Origin of the sequence: Actinosynnema pretiosum (assembly GCF_024171695.1) — a bacterium.
Classification (GTDB): domain Bacteria; phylum Actinomycetota; class Actinomycetes; order Mycobacteriales; family Pseudonocardiaceae; genus Actinosynnema; species Actinosynnema pretiosum.
In genome coordinates, this window is the sequence record NZ_JAMTCF010000018.1 from 11,709 (window position 1) to 35,396 (window position 23,688).

Annotated in this window: 20 protein-coding genes and 1 pseudogene; 7 read left to right on the plus strand and 14 right to left on the minus strand. The window is 70.8% G+C overall.

The genetic code is table 11. The features are described from left to right. Positions 1-382: 382 nt before the first annotated feature. Positions 383-2,641 carry a tetratricopeptide repeat protein gene (locus LV78_RS30650; RefSeq protein WP_253849503.1) on the plus strand — a complete coding sequence of 753 codons (2,259 nt, stop codon included), beginning with the start codon at positions 383-385 and terminating at the stop codon, positions 2,639-2,641. Positions 2,642-2,677: 36 nt separating this feature from the next. On the opposite strand, the gene LV78_RS30655 is transcribed toward LV78_RS30650, so the two are convergent. Genes LV78_RS30655 through LV78_RS30690 form a run of 8 tightly spaced genes read right to left on the minus strand, consistent with a single transcriptional unit; the run spans position 2,678 to position 9,463 of the window. Next, positions 2,678-3,394 carry an HAD family hydrolase gene (locus LV78_RS30655; protein ID WP_253849504.1) on the minus strand — a complete coding sequence of 239 codons (717 nt, stop codon included), beginning with the start codon at positions 3,392-3,394 and terminating at the stop codon, positions 2,678-2,680. Then, complete coding sequence (locus tag LV78_RS30660; protein ID WP_253849505.1) at positions 3,381-3,962, minus strand: histidine phosphatase family protein; 582 nt, start codon at positions 3,960-3,962, stop codon at positions 3,381-3,383. Before LV78_RS30660 ends, LV78_RS30655 begins: the two co-directional genes overlap by 14 nt. After that, the gene (locus tag LV78_RS30665) at positions 3,959-4,924 is read right to left on the minus strand and encodes a zinc-dependent alcohol dehydrogenase (protein WP_253849506.1); all 966 of its coding nucleotides are present in this window, start codon (positions 4,922-4,924) and stop codon (positions 3,959-3,961) included. The genes LV78_RS30660 and LV78_RS30665 overlap by 4 nt, the downstream gene beginning before the upstream one ends. A 55-nt stretch (positions 4,925-4,979) precedes the next feature. Next, positions 4,980-5,555 (minus strand): P-loop nucleotide/nucleoside kinase family protein, encoded by a 576-nt coding sequence (locus LV78_RS41825; protein ID WP_253849507.1) that lies wholly within the window; start codon positions 5,553-5,555, stop codon positions 4,980-4,982. After that, positions 5,477-6,205: a hypothetical protein gene (locus LV78_RS41830; protein WP_253849508.1), complete on the minus strand. Its 729-nt coding sequence runs from the start codon at positions 6,203-6,205 to the stop codon at positions 5,477-5,479. The genes LV78_RS41825 and LV78_RS41830 overlap by 79 nt, the downstream gene beginning before the upstream one ends. A gap of 38 nt (positions 6,206-6,243) precedes the next feature. Then, positions 6,244-7,170 (minus strand): LLM class flavin-dependent oxidoreductase, encoded by a 927-nt coding sequence (locus tag LV78_RS30680; RefSeq protein ID WP_253849509.1) that lies wholly within the window; start codon positions 7,168-7,170, stop codon positions 6,244-6,246. After that, positions 7,167-8,435, minus strand: coding sequence for a hypothetical protein (locus tag LV78_RS30685; protein ID WP_253849510.1), 1,269 nt, complete (start codon positions 8,433-8,435; stop codon positions 7,167-7,169). The genes LV78_RS30680 and LV78_RS30685 overlap by 4 nt, the downstream gene beginning before the upstream one ends. Continuing rightward, positions 8,432-9,463, minus strand: a complete 1,032-nt coding sequence (locus tag LV78_RS30690; RefSeq protein WP_253849511.1) for a Gfo/Idh/MocA family protein — start codon at positions 9,461-9,463, stop codon at positions 8,432-8,434. Before LV78_RS30690 ends, LV78_RS30685 begins: the two co-directional genes overlap by 4 nt. Positions 9,464-9,702: 239 nt before the next feature. Between LV78_RS30690 and LV78_RS30695 the strand changes: the two genes are divergently transcribed. Then, a complete protein-coding gene (locus tag LV78_RS30695) occupies positions 9,703-11,043 on the plus strand; it encodes an NsdA family TPR-like regulatory protein (RefSeq protein ID WP_253849512.1) in 1,341 nt (446 codons plus the stop codon). A 73-nt stretch (positions 11,044-11,116) separates the two neighbouring features. On the opposite strand, the gene LV78_RS30700 is transcribed toward LV78_RS30695, so the two are convergent. Continuing rightward, positions 11,117-12,073 carry a hypothetical protein gene (locus tag LV78_RS30700; protein WP_253849513.1) on the minus strand — a complete coding sequence of 319 codons (957 nt, stop codon included), beginning with the start codon at positions 12,071-12,073 and terminating at the stop codon, positions 11,117-11,119. 255 nt (positions 12,074-12,328) lie between these two features. Between LV78_RS30700 and LV78_RS30705 the strand changes: the two genes are divergently transcribed. Continuing rightward, positions 12,329-12,658 carry a hypothetical protein gene (locus LV78_RS30705; RefSeq protein ID WP_253849514.1) on the plus strand — a complete coding sequence of 110 codons (330 nt, stop codon included), beginning with the start codon at positions 12,329-12,331 and terminating at the stop codon, positions 12,656-12,658. A 285-nt stretch (positions 12,659-12,943) separates the two neighbouring features. On the opposite strand, the gene LV78_RS30710 is transcribed toward LV78_RS30705, so the two are convergent. Together LV78_RS30710 and LV78_RS30715 are read right to left on the minus strand one after the other, a co-directional pair. After that, positions 12,944-14,125, minus strand: coding sequence for a pentapeptide repeat-containing protein (locus tag LV78_RS30710; protein WP_253849515.1), 1,182 nt, complete (start codon positions 14,123-14,125; stop codon positions 12,944-12,946). 357 nt (positions 14,126-14,482) lie between these two features. Continuing rightward, a complete protein-coding gene (locus LV78_RS30715; RefSeq protein WP_253849516.1) occupies positions 14,483-18,061 on the minus strand; it encodes a DEAD/DEAH box helicase in 3,579 nt (1,192 codons plus the stop codon). Positions 18,062-18,299: 238 nt separating this feature from the next. On the opposite strand from LV78_RS30715, the gene LV78_RS30720 reads away from it, so the two are divergent. After that, the gene (locus LV78_RS30720) at positions 18,300-19,217 is read left to right on the plus strand and encodes a nucleoside hydrolase (RefSeq protein WP_253849517.1); all 918 of its coding nucleotides are present in this window, start codon (positions 18,300-18,302) and stop codon (positions 19,215-19,217) included. A 9-nt stretch (positions 19,218-19,226) separates the two neighbouring features. Here LV78_RS30720 and LV78_RS30725 read toward each other — a convergent pair whose 3' ends face one another. The 3 genes and pseudogenes from LV78_RS30725 to LV78_RS42105 form a co-directional block, all read right to left on the minus strand. Next, complete coding sequence (locus tag LV78_RS30725; protein ID WP_253849518.1) at positions 19,227-19,721, minus strand: NUDIX domain-containing protein; 495 nt, start codon at positions 19,719-19,721, stop codon at positions 19,227-19,229. Further along, positions 19,718-20,821, minus strand: a complete 1,104-nt coding sequence (locus LV78_RS30730) for an NsdA family TPR-like regulatory protein (protein ID WP_344621263.1) — start codon at positions 20,819-20,821, stop codon at positions 19,718-19,720. Before LV78_RS30730 ends, LV78_RS30725 begins: the two co-directional genes overlap by 4 nt. Beyond that, positions 20,822-20,932: pseudogene (locus tag LV78_RS42105) on the minus strand (helix-turn-helix transcriptional regulator); the annotation flags it as partial. A 603-nt stretch (positions 20,933-21,535) separates the two neighbouring features. Here LV78_RS42105 and LV78_RS30735 point away from each other — a divergent pair. From LV78_RS30735 to LV78_RS30745, 3 genes are all read left to right on the plus strand, one after another. Beyond that, entirely contained in the window at positions 21,536-22,024 is a 489-nt protein-coding gene (locus tag LV78_RS30735) for a hypothetical protein (protein WP_253849520.1), read from the plus strand. A gap of 2 nt (positions 22,025-22,026) precedes the next feature. Then, positions 22,027-22,737: a 7-cyano-7-deazaguanine synthase QueC gene (gene queC / locus LV78_RS30740; RefSeq protein ID WP_253849521.1), complete on the plus strand. Its 711-nt coding sequence runs from the start codon at positions 22,027-22,029 to the stop codon at positions 22,735-22,737. A gap of 167 nt (positions 22,738-22,904) precedes the next feature. Next, a complete protein-coding gene (locus LV78_RS30745) occupies positions 22,905-23,684 on the plus strand; it encodes a reverse transcriptase family protein (RefSeq protein WP_253849522.1) in 780 nt (259 codons plus the stop codon). The last annotated feature ends 4 nt before the right edge of the window (positions 23,685-23,688 follow it).

Consider the following 23,688-nt stretch of genomic DNA (forward strand, 5'->3'; position numbering starts at 1 on the left):
GGAGCCCTTGCGGCTCGTGCTGCTGCGAACAGAATGCAGCTATCGGCAGAGGAGATTTGTGTATTCGTGTTTTCGGAATGAAGAATACGAGTGTGTATCACCCGGTGAGTACCACTCCTCTCACCCATTGGTGTCTTCTCGTCGCGGTGAGTTGAAGTTTTTGTCGTCCGCCACCTGAACGGTGCGTCTGCGCAACGGGTCTGCGGTCGCCTGCGCAGCGTCCGAGGAGGTCGACGAGGTGGGGATACACCCCACCAAGGTCTTCATCCGATCAGGCGGAGCGTGGAGCAAAGTCCGCAGCAGTGCGGAAAACTGGCCCTAACCTCGGCTCCCGAACTGATCGCTCGACGGCCACCGCTGTGGGCGGCGTGAGGGGGTGTCCGTGCTGCCTGTGCTCGGGGAGCAGTTGCGCCGGGACCGCGAGTCCCGCGGCTGGTCGCTGCGGGAGTTGTCCCTGCGGACGCATTACAGCATCAGCCACATCAGCAATGTGGAGAACGAGACGAAGCCCGCTTCGGCGGAGCTCGCCATCGCGCTCGACAAGGCGCTCGAAACCGACGGCAAATACGCGACGCTGGTAGGTCGACGCGGTGCGATCCCCCGAGCGCAGCCACGACCCGCGCAACTCCCGCCCGCACCCCGCTCCGTCGGGCAGGACGGTCTGATGGCGCGGCTGGACGAGCTCCGCGCCACCGCCCGCAGGGACGAGCTGTCCGGCGTCGTCGTCGTGGACGGCGCACCCGGCTCCGGGAAGACGACCCTGGTGGTGAACTGGGCGCACCGCGTCAAGAGCGCGTTCTCGGACGGCACCTTCTTCGTCGACCTGCGCGGCTACACCGGCGACGGCCAGAAGCGCGACCCCAACGGCGTCCTGGAGGACTGCCTCAGGGCCCTGGGCGTCGCCGCCGCGGACCTGCCCGCCGACCCGGACCGCAGGGCGGCCCTGTGGAGGTCCACGCTCGACACCACGTCCACCCTGGTGGTCCTGGACAACGCGGCCGACCACGACCAGGTGCAGCCGCTGCTCGCCGCGGCCCCCGGCTGCTTCACGGTCGTCACCAGCCGGAGGCGGCTCTCCGCGCTGGCCATCCGCCACGGCGCCCGCAGCCTCACCGTTCCCCGGCTCAGTAACGAGGACGGGCTGTCCCTGCTCTCCGGGATCGTCGGCGCCACGCGCACGAACGAGGAGCTTCCGCACGCGCGGCTGATCGTCGACTCCTGCGACGGGCTCCCGCTCGCCGTGCGGGTCGCCGCGGAACGCGTAGCGTCCCACCCGTTCACCACCATCAAGTCGATGGCCGACGACCTGTCGGACACCGGCCGGAGGCTGGACCTGCTGTCCGAGGAAGGAGATGTCCGCAAGGTGTTCTCCTGGACCTACAACGCGATGGCCCCCGACGAGGCCCGCCTGTTCCGCCTGCTGGCCCTCCACCCTGGTGCCACGTTCACCTCGCACGCGGTCGCCGCGCTGGCCGACGTCGACCCGAGGACGGCGAACCACCTACTATCCCGGCTGGCCACCGTCCACGCGGTCGAGGAGGTCGGCCACGACCGGTACCGGCAGCACGACCTGCTCCGCGACTACGCGCTGGAGCTCACCCAGGGGCACGACGACCGGGCCGAGCGGGAAGCCGCCGTCACGCGGGTGCTGACCTGGTACCTGCACAACGCGGGCGCCGCCGCGAACGCGCTCGCGCCGGGGCGCGGCGGGAACCCGGAGCTCGACCCGAACGCGGACGTCGTCCTGATCACCGACTCGATGCCCTACGAGGAGGTGGTGAAGTGGTTCGACGCCGAGCTCGCCACCTTGGTCACCTGCACCCGTGAGGCGGCGGCGACCGGACGGGCGGAGATCGCCTGGAAGCTCGCGGTCGGCATGTGGAACTTCCTCCACCTGACCAGGCGCTTGGCGCCGTGGGTGGAGACCCACACCGTCGCGCTCGACGCGGCGCAGCGGGCCGGGGACAGGTTCGGCGCGGCGTGGGTGATGAACAACCTGGCGACCGCGTACCGCGAGCTCGGGGACTACGACCTGGCGAACAAGCACCTGGCGGACGCGTTGGTACTGCGGCGGGAGGACGGCGACGTGACCGGGCAGGCGTGGACCCTGGCGGCGACCGCCAGGCTGCGGATGGACCTCGGCCGCGCCGACCTGGCGGAGGGCTTGTACGCCGAGGCGGTCGGCTTGTTCGGCAGCGTCGGGGACACCTACGGCGAGGGCAGCGCGCTGGCGCTGCTGGGCCACGCCCACCAAGTGCAGGACGACCACGAGGGCGCGCTGCGGTGCCTGAAGCGTGCGCTGGAGATGACCGAGGGGAGCGGGGAGAGGTACAACCAGGCGTTCGTGCTGGCCAGGATCGGTGACTCTTACCAGGCCATGGGGCGCGGTGATGAGGTGATGGAGCACTTCGAGCTCGCCCTTGCGGTTCAGCTTGAGCTCGGCGACCGAGCGGGCGCTGCGGAGACCTACCGCGCCGCCGGGCGTGCCCACCTGGGTGCTGGTGCGCACGATCGGGCCAGGGAGTGCTGGGAGCGGGCGCTGGCCATCTTTGACGAGTTGGAGAACCAGGCCAGGGTCACTGAGCTGCGCGCTCTGCTTGACCAGGGTGATCTGCCTGCGCCGCGTCCTGCGCAGGGGTAGCGGTGTTGGAGCGTTTGAGGCGTGAGTTCTGAGTGCTCAAGCGGCCCTGGTTGAGCAGGTGTCCAGGACCAGGCCGGGCAACTCCTCGACCTGGCGCAGACAGGGGCCGTTCCAGGTGCCCTTGTGGTGGATGAGCGCGTCGGGGCCGCCGCGGACCTGCACCCGCACCGCAGTCATGCCCGCGCGGTCGGCTCCGGCGAGTTCGTCACCGCCACCGTCGCCGCAGTACAACACCTCCTCCGGAGAGAGCCGGAGTCGGTCGAGCACCCGCTGGTAGAGATCGGGCGAGGGTTTGGACACGCCCTCCCGGCAGCTGAACAGCGCGGGTACCGCAGCCAAAGGGCATTCGGGCCACGCCTGCGCGGTCTCGGCGGCTGCGTCGGAGAGCACGGCCACCCGGATGCCCTGACCGGTCAGCTGCTCCAGCACGGCCAGCACGGTGGGGGCGACGGCCAGGCGTCGATGTCCCGTCTCGGCGAGCAGTCTCGTTGCCTGTGACAGGTCGGGGTGCCCAGCGTTGCACATGCGGGCCAAGCCGTCGGTGATCTGCGCGACGCTGCTCCAGTGGCCCAGGTGCCGGGCGCGCCATGAGGTCGACAGCGCGCGGGTGAGCGTCTCCTCGGGTGCGCCGAGCGCGTGGGCGAGGTCGCGGGCGTGGTTATGACGCTCCTGTCGGGTAGGGGCGTCGACGAGGGTGCCGAACAGGTCGAACACCACGCCCCGGAACCTGGTGGCGCGGTCAGAGGTGGTCACGCAGCACCTCCAGGACCTCGCGGGGGTGGTCGAGCACGGTCAGCGGCGGCGGGATCGGCTCGTCGAAGCGGTCGTGGCGTCGCTGGTTGAGCGCGGCCTCGACCAGGCGCCAGGTGGTGCTGTGGCCGACGGCGAGCAGAGTGGTCTGCGGTGGGAGCGTGTCGTGCAGGTGCACCAGTCGGGTGAACAGGCGCCGCTCGACATCGGCCAGCGACTCGCCACCCTCGGGGCGCACGTCGTAGTGGGTGTCGACGGCTGGCCAGTGGGGGTCGTGGGCCAGGTCGGCGAAGGCGGTGAGGGTGTAGCGGCCGAAGTCGCGTTCGCGCAGTGCCGGGTCCGGGATCGGGTGCAGCTCGCGGGGATGGCAGATCAGGTGGGCGGTCAGGCGTGCGCGGGGCTGGTCGCTGGTGTGCACGACCACCGGCTCGGGCAGGTCCAGGTCGTGGCCCAGCGCGGTGGCGGCGGCGCGGGCCTCGGGCAGCAGGGGCGCGTCGGTGCGGCCCATGAGCAGCCCGGCGGCGTTGGCGGTGGTGCGGCCGTGACGCACGAGCAGCAGCCGCGCGCTCACCGCCGGTCCCGCTTCCACGGCTCGGTGGTGAGCACGACCTTGAGGCGGTCGGCGGCGGGGCGGTCGTAGAGCCGGTAGGCGTGCTCGGCGTCGGTGACGGGCACCTGGTGGGTGATCAACCGTCGCAGCGGGTCGAGGTTCTCGGCGAGGTGGTGTTCGGCGGCGGGCAGCCACCTCTGCCAGGGCGGGGTGATGCTGCCGATGAGGGTGAGGTTGGCGCGCAGCAGCGTCTCGAAGGGGATGACGTAGTCGGGTTCGTCCGGCACGCCCATGGCCAGGACGGTGCCGCCGTGGCTGGCCAGGGCGATGGCGTCGCGCAAGGTGCGCTGCTGGTGCCCGACGGCCTCCACGCACACCTCGTAGACGGCCGGGTGCGCGGCGGCGTGGGCGTCGGAGGTGTCGCGGACGTGGTGGTGCACGCCGAGCGCGGCGAGCAGGCGGGGGTCGCGGTGCTCGGGGTCGATCCCGGTGACGTGGGCGCCGCGCGTGGACAGCACGTGGGCGCACAGCAGGCCGATCGGTCCCAGGCCCAGCACTGCGACGAGGGTCCCGGTCAGGTCGGGGGCGAGTTTGCCAGTGGCGTACAGGACGGTGGCCAGGGGCTGGATGAGGGTGGCCTCCGCGTCGCCCAGCTCTGCGGTGGTGATGGGGTGGGTGGTGGCGTGGTCGGCGAGGTAGACCTCGGCCAAGCCGCACTCCTGGACGGGCATGGCCAGCACTCGCGTTCCGGGCCTCAGGTCGTGGTGGTCGCCGGGGTCGACGATTTCGCCGACGCACTCGTGGACGGGGAAGCCGGGGGTTCCGCTGCGCGGGTCGGCGGTGGAGCGGACCTTGGGCAGGTCGCTGCCGCACAGGGCTGCGGCGGACAGTCGGACGGTGAGCTGGCCGTTCCCCGGTGTGGGGACTGCCAGGTCGTTGTGGTGGCTGAAGGCGAACGGACCGTTCAGGCGTAAGGCGTGCACGAGGTGTTCACGCTCCTTTGTGGATGGACGAGCCGCGTGTGCGGCGCCTCGCGGGTCAGGAGGTCGGGGTGGTGTCGGCGTGCAGCAGCGCGCCCACCTGCCGGGCCAGGTCGGGGATCGACACCTCGGCTGGGTTGGTGGTGTCCACGGTCAGCACCTCGCCGGGCACGTCCAGGGGCTCGTAGCGTCCGGCCAGCAGCTCGGCGCGGAACTCGTCCAGGTTGGCGGTGTCGCCGTGGCCGGGGTGGCGTTCGGCGGTGGCCGCGCGGGCAGCGAACCGGTCGAACAATGTCTGCCCGTCTGCGACGAACTGCACCTGGACGATCCGGGCGCCGGTGTCGGTGATCAGGCGTTGGAAGTCGGCGCTGGAGTGGGTGCGGCGGAAGTTGGACTCGGTGACGCAGTCGATCTCGGTGCGCGCGAACGTGTCGAGCTGGGCGAACAGCACGGCGGCGGCTGCGGCGCCCAGGCGCTTGGACTCGGCGCGGTCGTGCCAGCCCAGGGTGTCGAACAGGGCCTCCTTGATGGTGTCGCGGCCCAGCAGCGGCAGGTTCAGGTGCTCGGCGAGGCGGCGGGCGAGGGTGGACTTGCCGGTGGCGGGAGGGCCGGAGACGACGATGACGGTGGGCACAGGACGGCCTTTCTGGCGGAGGCGGGGTGCAGGTCGTCGGGCGTCTCGACGTGCAGCCAGTCGCCGACGAACTCGCGGAACGCTACTGCCCCCTGTTCGGCCATCCGGTGCAGCGCGCGGGTGTGGCTGACCCGGTGGGCGCGCATGATCTCCAGCACCGGTGAGGTGAGCAGGTAGGTGTCGACGACCTCGTAGTGGCCGGTGCGGTCGGGCGCGCGGTGCCAGGAGGCGACCGTGCCGCCGCGGGCGGTGAGGGTGTGGTGGTTGGTGGTGCGCCAGCGCAGGCTGCCCGCCACGACCGGGCGCCCGTCGTGGTGGTGGGCTGCGAGGAGACCCGGCAGCAGGGTGGTGTGGTCGAGCAGGACGTTGCCCGCGACCACGATCACCGGTTGGGGCAGCCGGCGGGCCAGGTCGTGGACCCCGGTCCAGCCGGGGGCGGTCTTGGCCACGGTGGTGATGCGCGGGTCCAGGCCGGTGCGCCACCGATCGGCGTGCCGGTCGATCTGATCGCCAAGGTGTCCGGTGAGCAGCGTGATCGGGACGCGTGGGTCGGGCAGGGCCGGGCACAGCCGCGCCAGCAGCAGCTCCAGCAGCGGCACGCCCCACACCGATGACAGGCACTTCTGCCGCCACCGGTTCGCCTCGCCCATGCGGTTTCCCAGACCGCCGCATTGGATGATCACCGAGGTCATGGCCGGTTCTCGTCCAGCAGCGGCAGCACGCGGCTGGCCAAGCGCTCGAGGACGCGCAGGTCCTGGGAGCACACGCTCAGGTAGCCGATCCCGGCCGCGCACCGGGCGCGCAGCGCCTCGGCGGCCTGGGCGGGGCTGCCGCCCAGCGTCCACCAGTCGGCGTCCTGGGCAACGGGCGCGGCTTGGGGCAGGTCGCGGATCTGGAGGTGGAACACCGGAGTGGGCTGCCCGGCGGGGCGGGCCCGGCGGGCGGTGTCGATCTGGGTGGCCACGGAGACGGAGGTGGGGCGGGTGCCGTCGTGGCGGTGGCGGGTGGGCACGGTCAGCGCCACCACGTCGGCCGCCCGCGCGGCCAGGCGCAGCATCCGGGGCCCACCAGCGGCTACGACCAGTCGGGGCGCACGTACCCCGACGGCATTGGCCACCACCGCCTGCTCGGCGGCACCCTGCTCCTCCTGCGGCCGACTGGTCGCCGACGTCGTGGTGAGGGCGCTGGGCCAGGCGTGGCGGAACAGGGCGAGCGTGCGCTCCAGGTGCTTCACGCGGTCGCTGACGCCGATGTCGAGCGCGGCTAGGTCGCTGCCCAGCCAACCGGCGCCCAGCCCCAGCTCGAACCGGTCACCGGTGACCTGCTGGAGGGTGGCGGCGGTGCGCACGGTCTGCGCGGGGTGGCGCAGGGAGTCGAGCAAGGTCATCGTGCCCAGCCCGATCGTGCTGGTCTCGGCGGCCAGCCGCGCCAGCAGCACGACCGGGTCGGGCAGCGCCACCGCGTGTCCGCCCTCGCGGCGGCTGAGGTGGTCGGGCAGGGAGAAGCAGTCGTAACCCATCGCCTCGCACTCCTGTCCGGCGGCGACGAGGTCGTTCAAGTCGTGCTCGGGACCGGGGGTGTACTGCACCCCGACCCGCAGGCGGTTCGCGATCATGACCGGGTGACCTCCAGATCGACCAGCGGCGGGTAGGGGAGAGGCGTGTTCAGGTGGTGCGCGTCCAGGTCGGTGAACCGGTAGCCCAGCGGGCCGGGCGCGGCGTGCCGCAGCGCCGCCGTGATGGGTTCGACCAGTCCGCAGGCGTTCTGCTCAGTGAGCAGCCGGTGCAGCAGCGAGAACATCCGGACGCCCAGCGCCCAGTTGTCGGGCTCAGCTTTGGGCAGGTGGGAGTGGGGCAGGGTGATCGCGTTGACCACCCGTCCCGCCGCGTGATCGCGCAGCGCTTGGACCAGGAAGGACAGCTCCAGCCCGTAGCCGGGGGCCAAGCTCATCCGCGACCAGGCGTCGAGGGTGGCGCCCTGGTCGCCGTGCAGCAGGAAGGAGAAGCGGGTCAACTCCAGGGCGAGGGGGTGGTCGGTTCGGCTGGCCAGGTACTGCGTCAGACCACGGGAGGACCGGCCGCCGGGCCGGGTGCAGTGCTGCACCGCCTTCTCCAGTTCGGTGCGCGCGGCCGGGGCCAGCACGCGGCGCAGCCCTTGCGCGGTGGGCACGAACTCTGCGGGCAGCGTCGAGCTCGGCCTCGGCGCGCGGGGTGAGCTGCGGGCCTGGGCTGCGTCGAGCAGGTCGAGGAAGCCCCAGGTGCGGTCGGTGTCGTGCTTGAGCAGCCCCGGTTCCACAGCCAGGCGCAGTCCACCGCCCTTGGCGAAACCGACCCCTGCGTAGTGCTCCAGCTCCGGGCCACCACCGTTTTCGGAGGTGAAGCCCAGTGCCCAAGGCGCGTAGAGCGCGAGCGCGTCGACCGGGTCGTAGACCACGTAGTCGCCGTCGAGCACCACCACGAACCGGCGTCGCGGGTCACCGGGTTCGGCACGCAGCGCCGCCAGCAGCGCCAACACGTGCTCGGTCTTGCCCTCTCTGGATGGCGCAGTCGCGTCACGGGCTGCCAAGCGCGGATGCTGCGCGTACACCGCCACGCCGATCTTCAGCAGGGGAGTCAGCTCGGCTGGGACCGGTCCGCCCTGGTAGCTGACCGCCAGCTGGACCCGCTCGCCGCACAGCGCGTTCCCCACCGCACGGCACAATCGGGTCGCGGCGGTGAACCTGGCCGTCTCCTCACCGTGGCACAGCACCACCAGGTGCACTCGCAGGTCGTGGCGCTCCAGCGCCCGCTCCACCCGCGCGCGCAGCCACGGCACGTCGTGCCCGTCCAGCAGATGCTCCAGGTCGACGTCGAACACCCTGTCCGCCGTCGTGGTCGTCATCTGTTCGCCGCGGTGTAGAGGCGGTCGACCAGCTCGGCCACGGTCGCGGCCTGCTCGCCGGGGCAGGCCGGGGCGGCACCGGTGGCCACGGCGGCGGCGAAGTCCGAGTACAGCGACGGCGCCTCGGGCAGCTGCGCGTACCTCGTCTGCTCGTGGACGCCGCCCTCGCCGCGGAAGACGGTCAGCTCGTAGTCGCGGTAGCTGTCGCCGACGTTGGCCACCCGCAGGGCGCCCTCGGTGCCGCGCAGCTCCAGCAGCACGTCCTCGGCGCGCGGCAGGTGCCCCAGGAAGGAGAACTCCGCGTGCACCGCGACCCCGCCCTCCAGCTCCAGGTAGGCGATCGCGGTGTCCTCGACGTCCCCGCCATCGGCACGCCGCTCCAACAGGGCGCGGCTCGTCGTGGCGTGCGCGGTGGTCACCTGGGGGAAGCCGAGCATCCACAGCGCCAGGTCCACGCGGTGGGTGCCCAGGTCCAGCAGCACCCCGCCCCCGGCACGATCCCGGTCGCGGTACCAGCCGCCCGGCGCGTTGTCCCGGCGCAGCCACCGCGTCCGCACCGCGTACACCCGGCCCAACGCGCCCGAGAGCACCAACTGCCGCGCAGCCCAGTGCGCGGGCTCGACCCGGAAGTCGTGCAACGCCGCCAACACCAGCCCGCGCTCCTCGGCCAGCGCCGCCAGCTCGCGCGCCTGGACACCGCTGGGGCACAGCGGCTTCTCCACCACCACGTGCAGTCCCGCCTCCAACGCCGCCCGCGCGTAGTCGGCGTGCAGGTCGTTCGGCAGCGACACCACCACCGCGTCCACCAGCTCCGGGTCGAGCATGTCCTCCCAGGGCACTGCCCGGCAGCCCGCCACCCTTTCCACCGCCGTAGCGGCGCGCGCCGTGTCCAGGTCGCACACCGCGTTCACCCGCGCCACACCGCCGGTGGCCTGGAACCCGGCCACGTGCCGCGCGCCGTGCCGCAACCCGACCACGCCGATCCGTACCGCCGCGCCACCGCCGACCCGTTCGCTCAGCGCACTCATCGCGTCTCCTCCGCTTATCTCGGCCACCCCAGCCCGAAGCGCGAGCTGTGACTCACGGTGACCAGAGAAGTCGACCGGCACGCCTGGGTGACAGAGGTGCGCGCGGTGCACTCGGAGCGGACGGTGCGGCCACCCAGTAGGTGCGCGCGCACCAGGAACACCCATTTGCGGGCAGTGCGTCCGCGCGGGGCGCTGCTAGCGTCGCCGCTTTGAACCGTCGGACTCCAAGGGACGCTCCCGTGGACGAACGATTACCCAACGTCATGCTTCGTGACGCGCTGACCATGCTCGGTTGGAGCGCGGAACAACTCGTCGCCCGCGTCAACCAGGCCCGCCACCGACGCGGCGCACCTCACCTGCACAGCAAGACCGGCTACCACTGGCTGCGCGGCACCAGACCCGCCGCAGACGTGCGGGCCGACGTGCTGACCGTGCTCAGCTCCGCGCTGCGCGTGCCGGTGACCGCGACGGCCCTGGGCTGGGACACTGTCCGCCCCCGCAAGGCGGGCCGCGCACTCGACAACCCCGCTGACGCACGCGCCGCGACCCTGCTGACCGAGGTGTCCCGAGGAGAGCCCATGCACCGCAGGAAGTTCACGACCCTGACCGGAGCGGCCGTCACGGCCGCGGTCATGGAGCTGTTGCTGCCCGGCAAACGCCTGCCCGCCGCCGAGGACGGGGACGACATCACCGCCAAGCTGATCGACGCGGTGGAGAAGTCGGTGCGCGAGGCGCGCGACCTCGACGACAGCGAGGGCAGCACGCCCTCCCTGGTGTGGACCGGCGGCCTGTGGCGCAGCCTGGCCACCCTGATCCGGGAGTCCCGCTACGACGATGACCAAGCCGGTCGGATGCACACCGCGTTCGTCGAGCTCTCCGAGACCTACGGCTGGGTCCTCTTCGACGCGGGCCTGCACCCGCAGGCCCAACGCGTCTTCCAGACCGGCGTCAGCCTCGCCAAGGAAGCCGCCCGCCGCCCCGACACCGACCGCGCCACGGCCAACCTCCTGGCCTCCGCCTCCTACCAAGCGAGCTGGCTAGGCCAGGTCGACGAAGCCGGGACCTTCCTGGAAGTCGCCGCCCTCCGCGCTGCCCGCTGCCCCACCCCGCGCCTGCTGGCGGTCCTGGCCGACCGCCGCATCACCCTGGCGGGAGCCCAGCCAGGTGGCGACGACGCGGTGCACCGTGCCACGGCCGAAGCCCACGAGCACCTCGACGGCGCTGTTCCCGGCGCAGACCCCTGGTGGTCCCGGTGGCTCGGCCACACCGACATCGACGCCAATGCCGGTCGCGCTTGGCTCGCGCTCGACCGTGTCGACCGCGCCGAACAGCACCTGGCCCACCACCTCGCCCCCGCCGGTGAACCGCCGCGCGACCACGCCCTGTTCGCCACCGACCTCGCCCACACCCGGCTGCGCACCGGCGACGTTACCGGCGCCTGCGAAGCCGTCAACTCCGCCACGGCCTCGATCGGCCAGATCGCCTCACCGCGTGTGCACCAGCGCTTGGACCAGGCGGTCACCGCCTTGCGTGAACAGCACTCCGACCACCCGGCTGTCCAAGCCCTGACGGCTGCCTGACAGCAGGGTACGCCTCCGGGGAGGGCTCGTTGCCTGCCGTCATCCGTCCCTGTCCACTCTTTGCAGGCTCCTCTCAGCGTCGGCGAGGTCGTGAGGGGGCCCGGTCGCCGAAGGTCCAGTGGAACCCGGCGACCCCCTCGAACGCGTCGACGTACCGGTGCACCGACCCGCCCTGCTTCAGCGGTTCCGGCATCTGCTCGGTGATCGGGCCGTCCAGTCCGTCCCAGATCGACCACCACACCGCCTCGGGCAGCAGGTCGGGGTGGAACTGGACGTCGAGCGAGACGTTCTCCACCGGGTTGCGGCAGGCGCGGCGGAACTCCGCTGGTGGGGGCGCGCTGTAGTCGAACAGCGTGCGGTACTCGAAGGAAGTGGTCTGGCCCGGCTCCAGTGGGTGGTGGAAGACGATGTCCACGGCGTAGACGTCCGGTTCGGCAGTCCGGTACACCGGGCCTGCGGTACCGCCGCGCAGGACCTCCACCGTCGCCGCCGAGGTGTCGAACCGGTAGGCGTAGCCCCGTAGCGGCCCCAGGGCCCGGACGACGTGCACCGTGCGGTGCGCTGCAGGGAGCCCGTCGGCACCGACGGTGTGGAACTCGTGCAAGTTGATCGTCTGATAGCTCAAGGGTGCGGCTGGTTTCTCTGGCACGCCCTGCTCCGTGGACAGGACCACCAAGCGGGCGGGATCGCCGCCCGAGAACAGCGCCCACAGCTCGGCCCGGTGTAACTGGCTCATCTCGAAGGCATCGGTGAACAGGCGCAGAACGCTGCTGCCGAGGACGTGCCCGGCTAGGGCGCGGCTGACCTTGTCCTTGAGCCTGCGGGGCAGTTCGAGGTCGCGCTCGGACTCCTCGCCTTTATCCCGCTGGTACTCGGCCAGCGTCTGGCACACCATCGCCTGGTTGATCTCGCGGCCCTTGTGCCGGTGGGACTTGAGAGAACGTTCCCACCGTCGACGGTAGGGGGCGTGATCGGTCAGGAGTTCCCGCAGGCGCGTGGCAGTGGCCCGCACCCGGTCGCGATCGCTCATCCGACGACACTCCAGCTCGTGCACCGCGTCCACCTACGGCTCCCACCCGCCACGGTGTCGCATACCGCGCTCCCGGCGAAGTGCTCCGCAGCTGAACCACCCGATCGTGTCCTGCCCAGCTCACAGACCTGATCACGCTGGCGGAAGGCCTGGTCGCACTGAGAGGAGGCGCGGTCTGCGACAGCCGTGCGACAACCACCCCGTAGACCAAGACGTGACCGGCTCCACCTCCCCACGACCAAGGAGGAATCGATCGTGAGCACCATCAGGAAGGCGCTCGGCGCGGCCACGGCGGCGCTGTTCGCCCTCGGGGCGTTCATCGGTACCGACACCGCAGCCCAGGCCGCACCGCTGACTGAGGAGGCCCGCGGTAGCGCTGCGGCGTACTGCATCGCGCAGATCAACGACGACCTGCAGGGTGGCTACTCGTACTGCGTCAACACCGTCGGTACCCACCGGGTCGCGCTCTACTGCGAGAAGCCCTTCTTCGGGCGCTGGGTCTACGGGCCGTGGAGGTCCAGTGGGCAGGAGAGCCACGCCAACTGCGGCTGGTTCGAGTACGTGACTCAGGCCTTCACCCAGTAGTCGCTCTCTGACGAGGCGACTGCTATCACCACTGGGTCAACCGTGTGTGATCGATGCGGTCGTGAAGGGCTTGCCTTCGAGCTTCGGCAAGCCCTTCCACGGCTCGATTTCCCACGTTCCAGATATGTTCGTGAGAGGACTGGTGCTTGCGCGCGACTGGTGAACGTATTGTTTGGAAAGCACGCAATTCTCGCGAATGCTGTGACAGAAGGTTGCGGACTGGAGAAGTCGAAGTTGCCGGTGAGCTTCCTGTCTTGTTTGTTCGATCACGCTGACGCGTCGCCTCTACGGGGAGTCGGTGGGCACTGCCTCGACTTTCGCGAGGCGATGCCAGGTTCCTTCGCGGCCGTCAATCGGCTGGTGATCGTCGGTGATTTCCCAACCGGTGGGCCAGGTCGTCATCGCTAGATGCCTCGCGATTGCCCCGTGGAGCATGAAGTCTCCGGTGAAGGTTACGTTATTGAATGCGACGTTCCCGGTGAAAGTTGCAAGGTGAAACATGGCGTCTCCGGTAAAGGTTGCCATGCGGAACGCGGCGTCTCTGGTGAAAATTGCTTTGCCGAACTTGGCTTCTCCGGTGAAGGTTGCCATGCGGAACACGGCATTTCCGGTGAAGGTCGTCTCGTGGAACCAGGAATTACTGGTGAAGGTTGCCATGTGGAACACGGCGTCTCCGGTGAAGGTCGCCCCGATGAACACGGCGTCCCCGATGAAGGTCGCCCCGACGAACTCGGAGCGATGTGGTCTGCAGTTGGCGATGTTGAAGTCGATTAGGGTGGCGTTGGTCAGGTTGAGGTCGGTCTGGGGCCAGTAGGTCTTGGCCTGGTGGCTGGGGCCGGGGTTGAGGTGATAGGTGAGGATGTTTTGGGCTGTGAGGCGGACCTCGCGTTCCTGGACTCGTTCGGTATAGCGATCGCGGGTGGCGTCATCGGCGGGCGGAAAGCCGGGCATGGTGTAGGGCATACGCAGGTAGGCACAGAGCACGTTGACCACGGTCTGGCGGTGATCGGGGTTGTCCTGGGCGAGGCGTTCGAGAGCGTAGAGGCCGGCCAAGCGGACCGGGGCCTTGTCCGAGCCGAGTTGTTCGGATGCCTTGGTGTAGAGCTCGGTGACCTGGCGGTCGGCGGCGTCTTTCTCTGTGGCTGCGGCCACGCGCTCGGCGTGCAACCGGTTGTGCTCGGCGACCTCGCGCTGCAGTTCGTAGGCGCGGGCGACGTCGGCCTGGTCGCGTTCCTTGTGCACTAGGGCGACCTCGGTGGCGTGCTGGCGACGCCAGGCCAGGTAGAGGGCGAAGAGCCCGCCGCTACCCAGGCCGATCGTCGACCCGGTGCGCAGAGCGTCGAACCGCGCGGCGATCAAGTCCCGGCCGGACAAACCGGCGGTGCCTGCCCACCACAGCACGGTCACCAGAGCAGCGGTGAGCACGAAGATTCCGGCGGCGATCAGCGCGATCGTGCGGGCGGGCATCGGCCGCAACGGCTCCCGCAAGGACGTCGCGGAGACGGGGGGAGCTTCTGGGACTGACGGTCGGGGTAACGAGACGGAGGGGTCGCTGCTCACCCCACGATCATCCGGGACCGCCCTGGTGAGTTCGCGACCGCCCGGTGACTTGCTGTAGGTCTAGTCATCGCGCTGTGTGGGCCGGCCACCTGGGACCTGTCCCGTACTGCGGAAACGCTACTCGATGAGCTCGTGGCGACGGAGCAGCGCGGCTGGTGTCGGGACAGGACGCGTCGTCCGGGTGGTCAGCAATTCCCGCAGTTGCGGCCCTGATTCTTCTCGTTCGAGCAGGTTGGCCGCGACCGCATCGGCCCATAGGAAGCCTTAATCAGCGGTGTTGCAGCGCGATGTGCTGGAGTACGCCTCCAACCAGCCGAGAGCCTTGTGATCACCCCGTTTGGTGAACACCGCCACTCCCGCATGGGTGTCCGGCGGGCAGTCGGCGCGGGGCGGTGGATGAGGCGCTGTGGTGGTGCCGTCGATGGCGACGCTGTTGGTGGCGTGGCAGTTCCACAGGGTGAGCACACCCGTGCTCAACCCGTCAACTGTCGCCCTAACGCCGAGGTCGGTGAGGGTGCAGCCGGTGGTGCGCTCCCGCAGCAGCATCACGTAGTCGCCGGGGTCGAGCTTGCAGTGGGCGGGTGGGGTCGTGCTGGTCCAGTCCGGGGCGTCGACGCCACGACCGGTGGCCGCCCTCCACAGCGCGGGCACCAGTTCGGTGGCGTGCAACGGGGTGGCCATCTGCTCCATCATCCAGAGCAGGCGTCCCGCACCGCGCCGGGGCGCGCACTGCCGCCAGCGCACCCGCCTGCCCAGGTCGGCCGCGACGATCGCGGCCCACGGGTGCACCGTGCCCAGCGCCCCTTGCGCTCCCAGCCACGCCAGGTAGCGGGGAGCGCGGTCCAGCACGGGGAACACGGTGTTGTTGGGAAGTCCGGCGACCGTGCGGCGGAAGCCGGTGAACAGCCGGGGTGAGTTCGCCACGAGCAGCAGGGCGGCTTGGGCCAGGTCTCCGGGCGAGATCATCTTCGCCGAGCCGAGCCCGCTCACCGCTCGGTCGGGGGTGATCTGATCGGGGTGCCCGGAGGCCTTGAGGATCGAGGCCACGATCGGCCGCTGGGGTTCGGCCACCGGGGCGTAGGCCAGTTCGGGCACTGCGGTGGCCACGATGCGGATCAGCGCGGCCTCGGCCCGTTCGGGATCGGTCGGCACCGCCTCCTCGTCCAGGACCGCCCGCAGGACGGCCGCGGTGCGGGTGTCGACCATCAGCCTGGCGGTCAGCTTTCCCAGCTCGGTGACCTCCAGGACGGGGATGCCGTCCGGTCCGGGAACCTCGACGAGGAACGCGTTGTCCACCAGGAAGACCACGGCGTCGACGACCGGCTCGGTGTCCTCGTCGCCCTGGTGGTGGCACAGGGTGCGCAGCCACCAGCGCTCGGCCTGCTCCAGGCTGCCGATCCGCCCCTGCAGCACCTCGGCGAGCACGTGGTCGGCCAGGCTGTCGTGGATCTGCGAGTGGACGCTGTAGCCGTCGACCAGCGCGCCCTGCCACGCGGCGCGCTCGACCTCGGTGGTGACCAGGTACGCCCAGCCCTCCCGCTCCCCGGCGCCCACGCGCCCGGCGCGGCCGAACATCTGCTGCACGGTGGCCACGTCGAGGTCGTCCAGGCCGATGCGGGTGTCGCGCACGACCACGGCGCGTGCGGGCAGGTTCACCCCGGCGGCCACGGTGGTCGTGGCCACCAGCACGTCCCACTGGCGCGCGCGGAAGCGCTGCTCGGCCTCGGTCTTGAACTCCCAGTCCTTGTAGTGCAACCCGATCCCGACCGAGGCGCAGACCTCGTGGAGCCGGTCGGGGTCGTCCAGGGACACCCCGGCGACGGCCGCGCCGCGATCCGCGGCCAGCGCGAGGGCTGTCGCCCGGACGTTGTGCTTGGTGCCGCAGAACACCAGTACGCTGCCCTCACCGTCGGTGAACCTCCGGGTCAGCTCGACGGAGGCCTTGGTGCGCGCGGCGGTGTCGGCGGCTCGGTCTGAGTGCGCGGGCACCGCAGGCAGCTGCCAGGTCACCCGCGAGGGGCGCCACGTGGTGGCGACCAGGCGGCCGTGGAGCCAGTCGGCGATCTCGGCGGCGTTGGCCACCGTGGCGGACAGGCCAACGATGCGCACCGGCGAGCCGACGCCCTGCACGCGGGCCAGCAGCGCCTCCAGGAGCGGGCCTCGGCCGGGTGCGCCGAGCAGGTGGATCTCGTCGACGACCAGGCAGCCCACGTCGGCCAGCGCGGTCTGCAGGGAGTTGGTGCGGCAGATCGCCTCGAACTTCTCGGTGGTGGCCACCCACAGGTCGGCCTCGTGCAGCTTCTCCACGCCCGCGTTGTACTCGCCGGACAACTGCTCCACGCGCAGCCCGAGCCTGCGCCAGCCCGCCAGTTCCCGGTTCAACTCCTCGGTGAGCGAGCGCTGCGGCACCAGCCATGCGGCCTTGCGACACTGGACCAGGATCGTGCGCAGCGCGGCGAGCAGCCCCACCACGGTCTTGCCCGCACCGGTGGGCGCGGTGACCACCAGGTGCTCGTCCGAGCCCAGCACCACCGGGGCGGCCTCTGCCTGTGCGGGGTTGAACCGGTCGAACGGCAGGTAGGGCAGCCAGGAGTCCGGGACGAACCGCGTCGCCGCCACCGGCTGCGGTTCGCTCGCCGGGTCGATCTCCTCGTGGGCGTCCCAGGTCTTGACGAAGGCGTCACGGGCGTCGTAGGCGGGCAGGTCGAGCGCGGGGGTGCTCCACTCCAGCCGGTCCCCGCCGAGACGCAGACCCGTGCTCACCGACAGCGCGAGCAGCTCGCCCTGCGGGCCGACGGTGGAGATCGTCTCGTCCTCCACCCAGTGCGCCACCGACCGGTAGGACGCGTTTGAGCCTGCCAGATGCGCCCGCAGGCGGTCGAAGGACGGGACATCCGGGAGCAGCACGCGCACGTCGACCCCATAAGGCATCTGGGGCAGCACCAGGTTCGGGTTCGTGGTTTTGCACCAGTGCAGCAGCCTGTGCTCGGTGGGGCGGGTGGGTACGGCAGGTCGTGCGGGGCCGTTGCCCGACCGGCGTGGAACGGCTACCGGCTCGAGCAACTCCTTGAGCAGCGCGGGCGCCGAGGCACCGTGCACTCGACGTACCCGGACACCGGGCGCGGGGATCGCGTCGCAGTCCGATCCTCGGGCCCCACGAATGGCGGACCCGCCCGAGGCGGACACGAACTCCGCCGCCGGGATGGCCCGGATCGGGCTGTCCTGCTCGGCGTGCAGCTCCTTCAGGACCTTCCGGCGCGAGGTCCGCAGCGCACGAGCCGTGTAGCTCGCGGGACAGAGCGGGCAGACCAGCGCCTCCTCCTCGCGCTGCCGCCCGTTGCGCTGGTACACCCTGGATAGGCCGTGCAGCGCGGTCGCGCACACCGGGCAGCGAAGGCTGCTTTCCCGCAAGTGGACCCAGCCGGGAAGCAGGTGCCCTGACGACGCCGCTCCTGGACGCGCACCCCACAGTTTCTGCGCGACCCCCGCGACCGTGGTGTCCTCTCCGTCGGGGGCGGGAGGCCTGCTGTCGCGCTGACGCCGGGTGCGGGACGGGCGGTCTTTGAGCAGGGCGGCGTACGACTTGATGCCCAGGCTGTCCAGGGTGAACGTCGCTGGGCACTGCGGGCACACCAGCGCCACGTACTGGTACTGCTTGCCCGCTGACTCGTAGGGTTTGCGCAGCGTGTGCAGTCGACCCCCGCAGTTCGGGCAGAGGGTGACGACCTGACGTTCGTAGGTCCAGCCCGGCAGGTCGAACCGGTCGACCGCAGGTTCGGGCCGCACCTGCCACATGTCCTGGGCGACGTCGGCTACGGACCACCCGCTGTCCTCGGCTAACAAGCCACCCTCACCGACACCTCGTTTCCTGCACAGCTGGCGCGAACGCGAGACAGGATAGCTGTCGGAACGGGCAGAAATCTGGATCTTCGCGTGATCCGGAAACCGCGCTATCCGCAAAGGACCTTCGGTAACGCGTCGGGTTCCAGAGCCGCTGTGGATTAACGCATACTGTCCGTAAGAGCAGTACACCCACATTGGTGACGGCTTCTCACCCGTTCCGACTGGTTGAGTGACCTGGGTGCGCATCGTTCTCGACACAGACCCCGGCATCGACGACGCCTTGGCGATCTTCTACCTGGCCGCCCACCGCGACGTCGCTGAACTCGTCGCTGTGGGCAGCGTCCACGGCAACGTCCCCTCGCCGACCGCCGCCGCGAACGCGTTGCGGCTGCTCGACCGGGTTGGGTGGACCGAGGTGCCGGTTGCGGTCGGCGCCCACCAGCCCCTAGCCCAGGAGTTGAGCACCGGCGAGGTGGTTCATGGCGGCGACGGGCTTGCAGGCGTGGCGGGGCCGCCGTCAAGCCGAGCACCGGTGAGTGTCTCGGCTGCGGAGCAGTTGGTCGGGCTGGCACGGGCCCATCCGGGTGAGCTGACCGTGATCGCTTTGGGGCCCTTGACCAACATCGCGCTCGCGGCTCTGATCGAGCCAGAACTCCCAGAGCTGCTGCGCTCGGTGACCGTGATGGGCGGCGCGATCGGCACCACGGGCAACATCACCCCGCACGCCGAGGCGAACATCTGGCACGACCCCGAGGCCGCCGCCCTGGTGCTGGGCAAGGGCTTCGACCTGACCCTGGTCGGCTTGGAGGTCACTGCCACCGCCCAGGTCGACGCCGCGTGGGTCGAGGACCTCACTGGCTCGGGAGGACCGAACGCGGGCTTCGCCGCCGACCTGCTCCGGCACTACCTCGGCGTCTACAGCCGGTTGCTCGGGCAGGACACCTGCTACCTGCACGACCCGCTCGCCGTCGCCGTGACTCTGGATCCCGGCTTGGCCGCCACCCGCGACCTCGTCGTCGACGTCGAACTCCGCGACCCCGATACCCGCGGCAAGACCACGGCCAGCGAGAGCGCCGGGCGTCCCGCGGTGAAGACGCTCGACCAGTTCGACGTCACCACCTGCCTCAACCGCTTGGCCGCTGCCCTGCGGCGCTGACCGACGCCTTCACGGACGCAGGTGCTCGACGTAGGCCATCCCGCCGTCGTGCTGGGCCTGGTGCGCGCGCACGAGGCGGCTGGCAACGTCCGGGCGCAGCAGGTCGACGGCTCGGTCGATCGGGACGAACGCGAGCTCGGCTATCTCGGAATCGTTGATGGTGAGGGCGGCGACCTGCTCGTCGGAGAGCGTCCCGCCGTCGAAGACGAAGTACAGCTCGTCGTCCCAGGGACCGTGCGGGCCGACCCAGTCCAGCAGCAGGAGACGTCCTGCGGTGACGGCGAGCCCGAGTTCCTCCGCCAGTTCCCGCTCGCCGGCGGCGCGTGGCGGCTCATTGCTCTCGGCCATCCCGCCGGGCAGGTCCCAGTGCTCCTTGTAGGTCGGGTTCACCAGCAGCACCCGGCCCGCCCGGTCGCGGATCAGTAGGTCTACCGCCACCCGCTTGCGCGCCTGCTTCGCGTTCCCCTCGGCCAGGTAGGCGAATCGGGCTGGATCATCGGTCACACCGGCCACTGCTCGATCTCACCACGTCGTTCACTCGGGAGCGTGGCAAGACCCGCCAGCGCTGCGTGCAAGGCCGCCACTTCCGGGGTGTGGGATGCCGGGCTCAGCACGCCGCCGAGCGCTTGGAGCCGTTGCACCACGCGGGCGGAACTCAAGGAGGCGGCTTCCCGGCACGCGGTGTGCGCCTCCTGGGCGGATTCCTCCGGCCTGTGCGCGCGGGCCAGGATGTTCGCCAGGGTCACCTGCGCGAGCACGCGGCTGCGGACGCGGTCACCCAGGCGGAGCCTGATCACCTCGCGGGCGTAGCGCTCGGCTTCCCGCAGTTCGTCTCGGTTGTCCCCGCCCTCGTCCTGTGCGGCCAGGTGCAGGTGGCAGAGCGCGGCCTCCGCCGCCAGCGAGGCGCGGTCGAATCCGGCGATCCACCGCGCCGGTTCCTCGTCGGCGGCACGGCCCAGCACCGTCTCGGCGTCGGCCAGGGCCTGGGTGCTGCCGAAGTGGTCGCCGAGCTGTGCCAGGGCCCGTGCGCGCATCGCGTGCAGGCGGGCGACCAGCCGCAGCGCGTCCTGTGCGAACCGGGCCTGCCGCATCCCCTCGGCGGCGATGCGCAGCGCGTCCTGCGGCTGGTGGAGCTCGACGGCCAGGTGCGCCATCGAGGCGCAGGCGTTGGCGGTGAGGGCGTGGTCGGCGGCTGCCTGGGCCAGCCGGTAGGCCCGGTCGAAGTACTGGCGGGCGTGGTCGTCCCTGCCGCTGTCGTGGGCCATCCACCCGGTGATCCCGGTAATCGACGCCGTCGCCGCGAACAGCTCGCGCGCGGGCACGCGCGTGTGGGTCAGCAGCGGCGCCACCTCGTGCGCCAGGTAGTGCTCCAGCTCCGGGAGGAGCAGTCCGCCGCCTGCCCTGCGGTCGTCGAGCTGGATCTCCTGGACCTTGGCGTGGAGCAGTTCGATCACGTCGCTTCCCGCCAACCCGCCCCTTGTGCTGCTTGGGGAGAGCCCAGGTGGTTGCTCGCCTTCCTCGTCGAGGAGCAGGCGCAGCTCGGGCGCGGTGAGCTCCAGCGCCTTCGCCAGCCGGGGGCGGTTCCACGGGTAGGGCTCCTGCACGCCCCGTTCCCAGCGGGCGTACGTCGAGCAGTCCACGTCGAGTTGCGCGGCAAGCTTCTCCTGGCTGTAACCCAGTTCGACTCGCCGTTTCTTCAGCCTCTCCCTATGCACTGCTCCGCCCCCTTGTAGGACTTTAGGGTGTTTTTCTGACAGGGTGAATATAGCTCTGGATTTCAATGGTGGCGATCGTGGTATTCGGTCATCTTTGCAGTTCAGGGGCTTTGACGCCCTGATGTTGCCCTGAAAACGCCCGGTAGTCGCCCTGGTTGCGGTGGCGTGTTCGACGTTTAGTTGTGTCTGCGCACATGTTCGTCAAAAAATGTGGTCATGATTCATGGACATTGGAGAGGAAGGTGACGACGTGCTTCCGGTGTTTCGCGGTTCGTGAACCACCGGGTTGCCCGTAGACCACGCTCGCCGCGCCCAGGCGCGACCTCGCCCGCCCCGCCAGGCGGCCGAGTGGGCCCGCTGCCCGCTAAGGGGCGCGGTGAGCACGGTGGCGCGGGACGGCGACGCACCCCCGAGCGTTGCGCCCGACGTCCGGCACCACCGCCATGTCGCGGCGGGTCCCGCCCCGCACAGGGACCCGCCGCGCCCCCGCAGGCAGTTCGTGCCAGCGGTTCCGTGACCACGACGAACAGCGCTCGAGCCCGGCGTGGCCGAGGCCTGCCAGCAGGCGCCTCGGCCACGCCGCACCACCAGAGGAGAGCGAAGATGACCACCAAGACCATGCCCAGCCCTGTGCAGCACACCCCGCCCGGCCCGCTGCGGCAGTGCGCCCCGCGCCCGATACCGCCGGACTGGCCGACGACCACGGACCCATGGACCGGGCAGGTCTGCCTGCTCCTGGGCACCGTGGTGGACGCGCTGGTCATGCGGGCCGGGCTCGCGGCCGAGGTCAACCACAACCTGGCCTGCTCGCTGCTCCAGGCCCCCGTCGTGATCGTCCCCGCCACGGCGGCGGGCAGGTCCGACGACTGGATCTTCCTCACCGGCCCGCGCACCGCGCTGCGGCAGTCCACCGTGGCTGACCTGCTCTCGGCGAAGGTCGGTTGGTACGAGCCGGGCAAGGCGCTCCCGCTGCCCGGTGATATCCCCGCGCCGGGAAAGCCCCGCTGGTTGAGCGGGAGGGCCAAGGCCACGCTGCCGCCCTGGGGCGCCGTCGTCGGCGCGGTCCGCCGCACCTGCTCGCGGGCGTGGTGACCATGACCGGCGAACTCGACGTACACCGGGTGCCCGTGCACGCGGTGGTGATCGCCTCCGGCGGCCTGGACTCGACTGTCCTGGCCCACTGGCTGGCAGACCGGAGCAGCCGGGTGACGCTGCTGTCGTTCGACTACGGGCAGCGCCACCGCGTCGAACTCGAGTACGCGGCGGAAGCGGCCAGGCGGCTCGGCGCCCGGCACGAGGTGGTCGAGCTGACCTCGCTCGGCAGGTTGTTGAGCGGGTCGGCGCTGACCGACCCCTCGGTGCAGGTACCCGACGGGCACTACGCGGCGGACTCGATGCGCTCGACCGTGGTGCCCAACCGGAACGCGGTGATGCTCGACATCGCCGTGTCGGTGGCGATCGCGGTCGGCGCGGACGCGGTGGCCTTCGGCGCGCACGCGGGCGACCACACCGTCTACCCGGACTGCCGCCCGGAGTTCGTCGAGCACTTCACCCGCAGCACCTTCACCGCGAACGAGGGGCTGCTCCCGTCGTGGTTCCAGGTCCTCGCGCCGTTCCTGTCCCTGACCAAGGCGCAGATCGTGCGCCTCGGCGCGGAGCTGGGAGTCCTTTTCGGGCGCACGTGGTCGTGCTACCGGGGCGAGGAGTTGCACTGCGGGCGCTGCGGGACCTGTGTCGAGCGGAGAGAAGCCTTCAGCGTCAATGGCCTCGTGGACCCCACCACCTACCAGGGCGGTGGGTCGTGAACACGAAGAGCGGGCCTGAGCGGGGCCGTCTTTCCCCGGAACGCGGCTCACGCGTGCTGGGGTGCGAGCCAGTGGTGAACGATCCGGGGAGCGTGCCTGCCGCTCAAGCGCCTCCCACGCTAGCGCAACCACGGCCCGCGTCACCACCCCCACAGTCGCACTCCCTGATGCCCCTGCTGAGCGAGAAGCGGCTGCGCGACGCGCTGCGCAAGTGCGGGCGCCGAGGAGCCTCCTCGGGGGCGGACGGGGTCTCCATGGCGGCGCTGCGCAAGCTCTCCCAGGAGTTGCTGCCCCGGCTCGCCGAGCAGTTGGCCACCGGGACCTGGCGGCCGGAACCGGTCCGAGAGGTGACCTTCTCCGCCTACACCGGCAAGGTCATGACGGTCGCCATACCCACGGCACGGGACCGGGTCGTGCACCGGGCGCTGCGCGACGCGATGGAACCGATCTTGGAGACCGCCGTCCTGCGCGACTGGGTCTCGGGCTACCGCCCTGGGCGCAACCGGATCACCGCCCTGCGCCAGGCCGCCGCCTTCCACGACGCGGGGTTCCGGGCGGTGGCCGACGTCGACGTCGCCTCCACCTCCGAGGGCGCCACGGTGGACGAGGTCGTCGGCTGGTGCGCCGAGCACATCCACGACGGCAGCTTCCTCGCGCTCATCCGCACCGCGCTGTCCGCGATGCCGTACCCGATCGCCCCCGGCTCCGGACTGGCCCCGATGCTGATCAACCTCCGGCTCTCCCGAGCGGACGCCCACCTGGACGGGCTGCGGGTGGTGCGCTTCGTGGACAACTACGTGGCCTTCGAGCCGGACCGCGACCACGCGCGATCCGCCTTCGCGCGGATCACCGACGCGCTGGCCAGATCAGGGCTGCGCCCCAACGGCTCCAAGAGCCGGGTGCGGGAGCGCGCCAACGTCGAAGACCTGTTCCTGATCGGGGGGTGAGCCG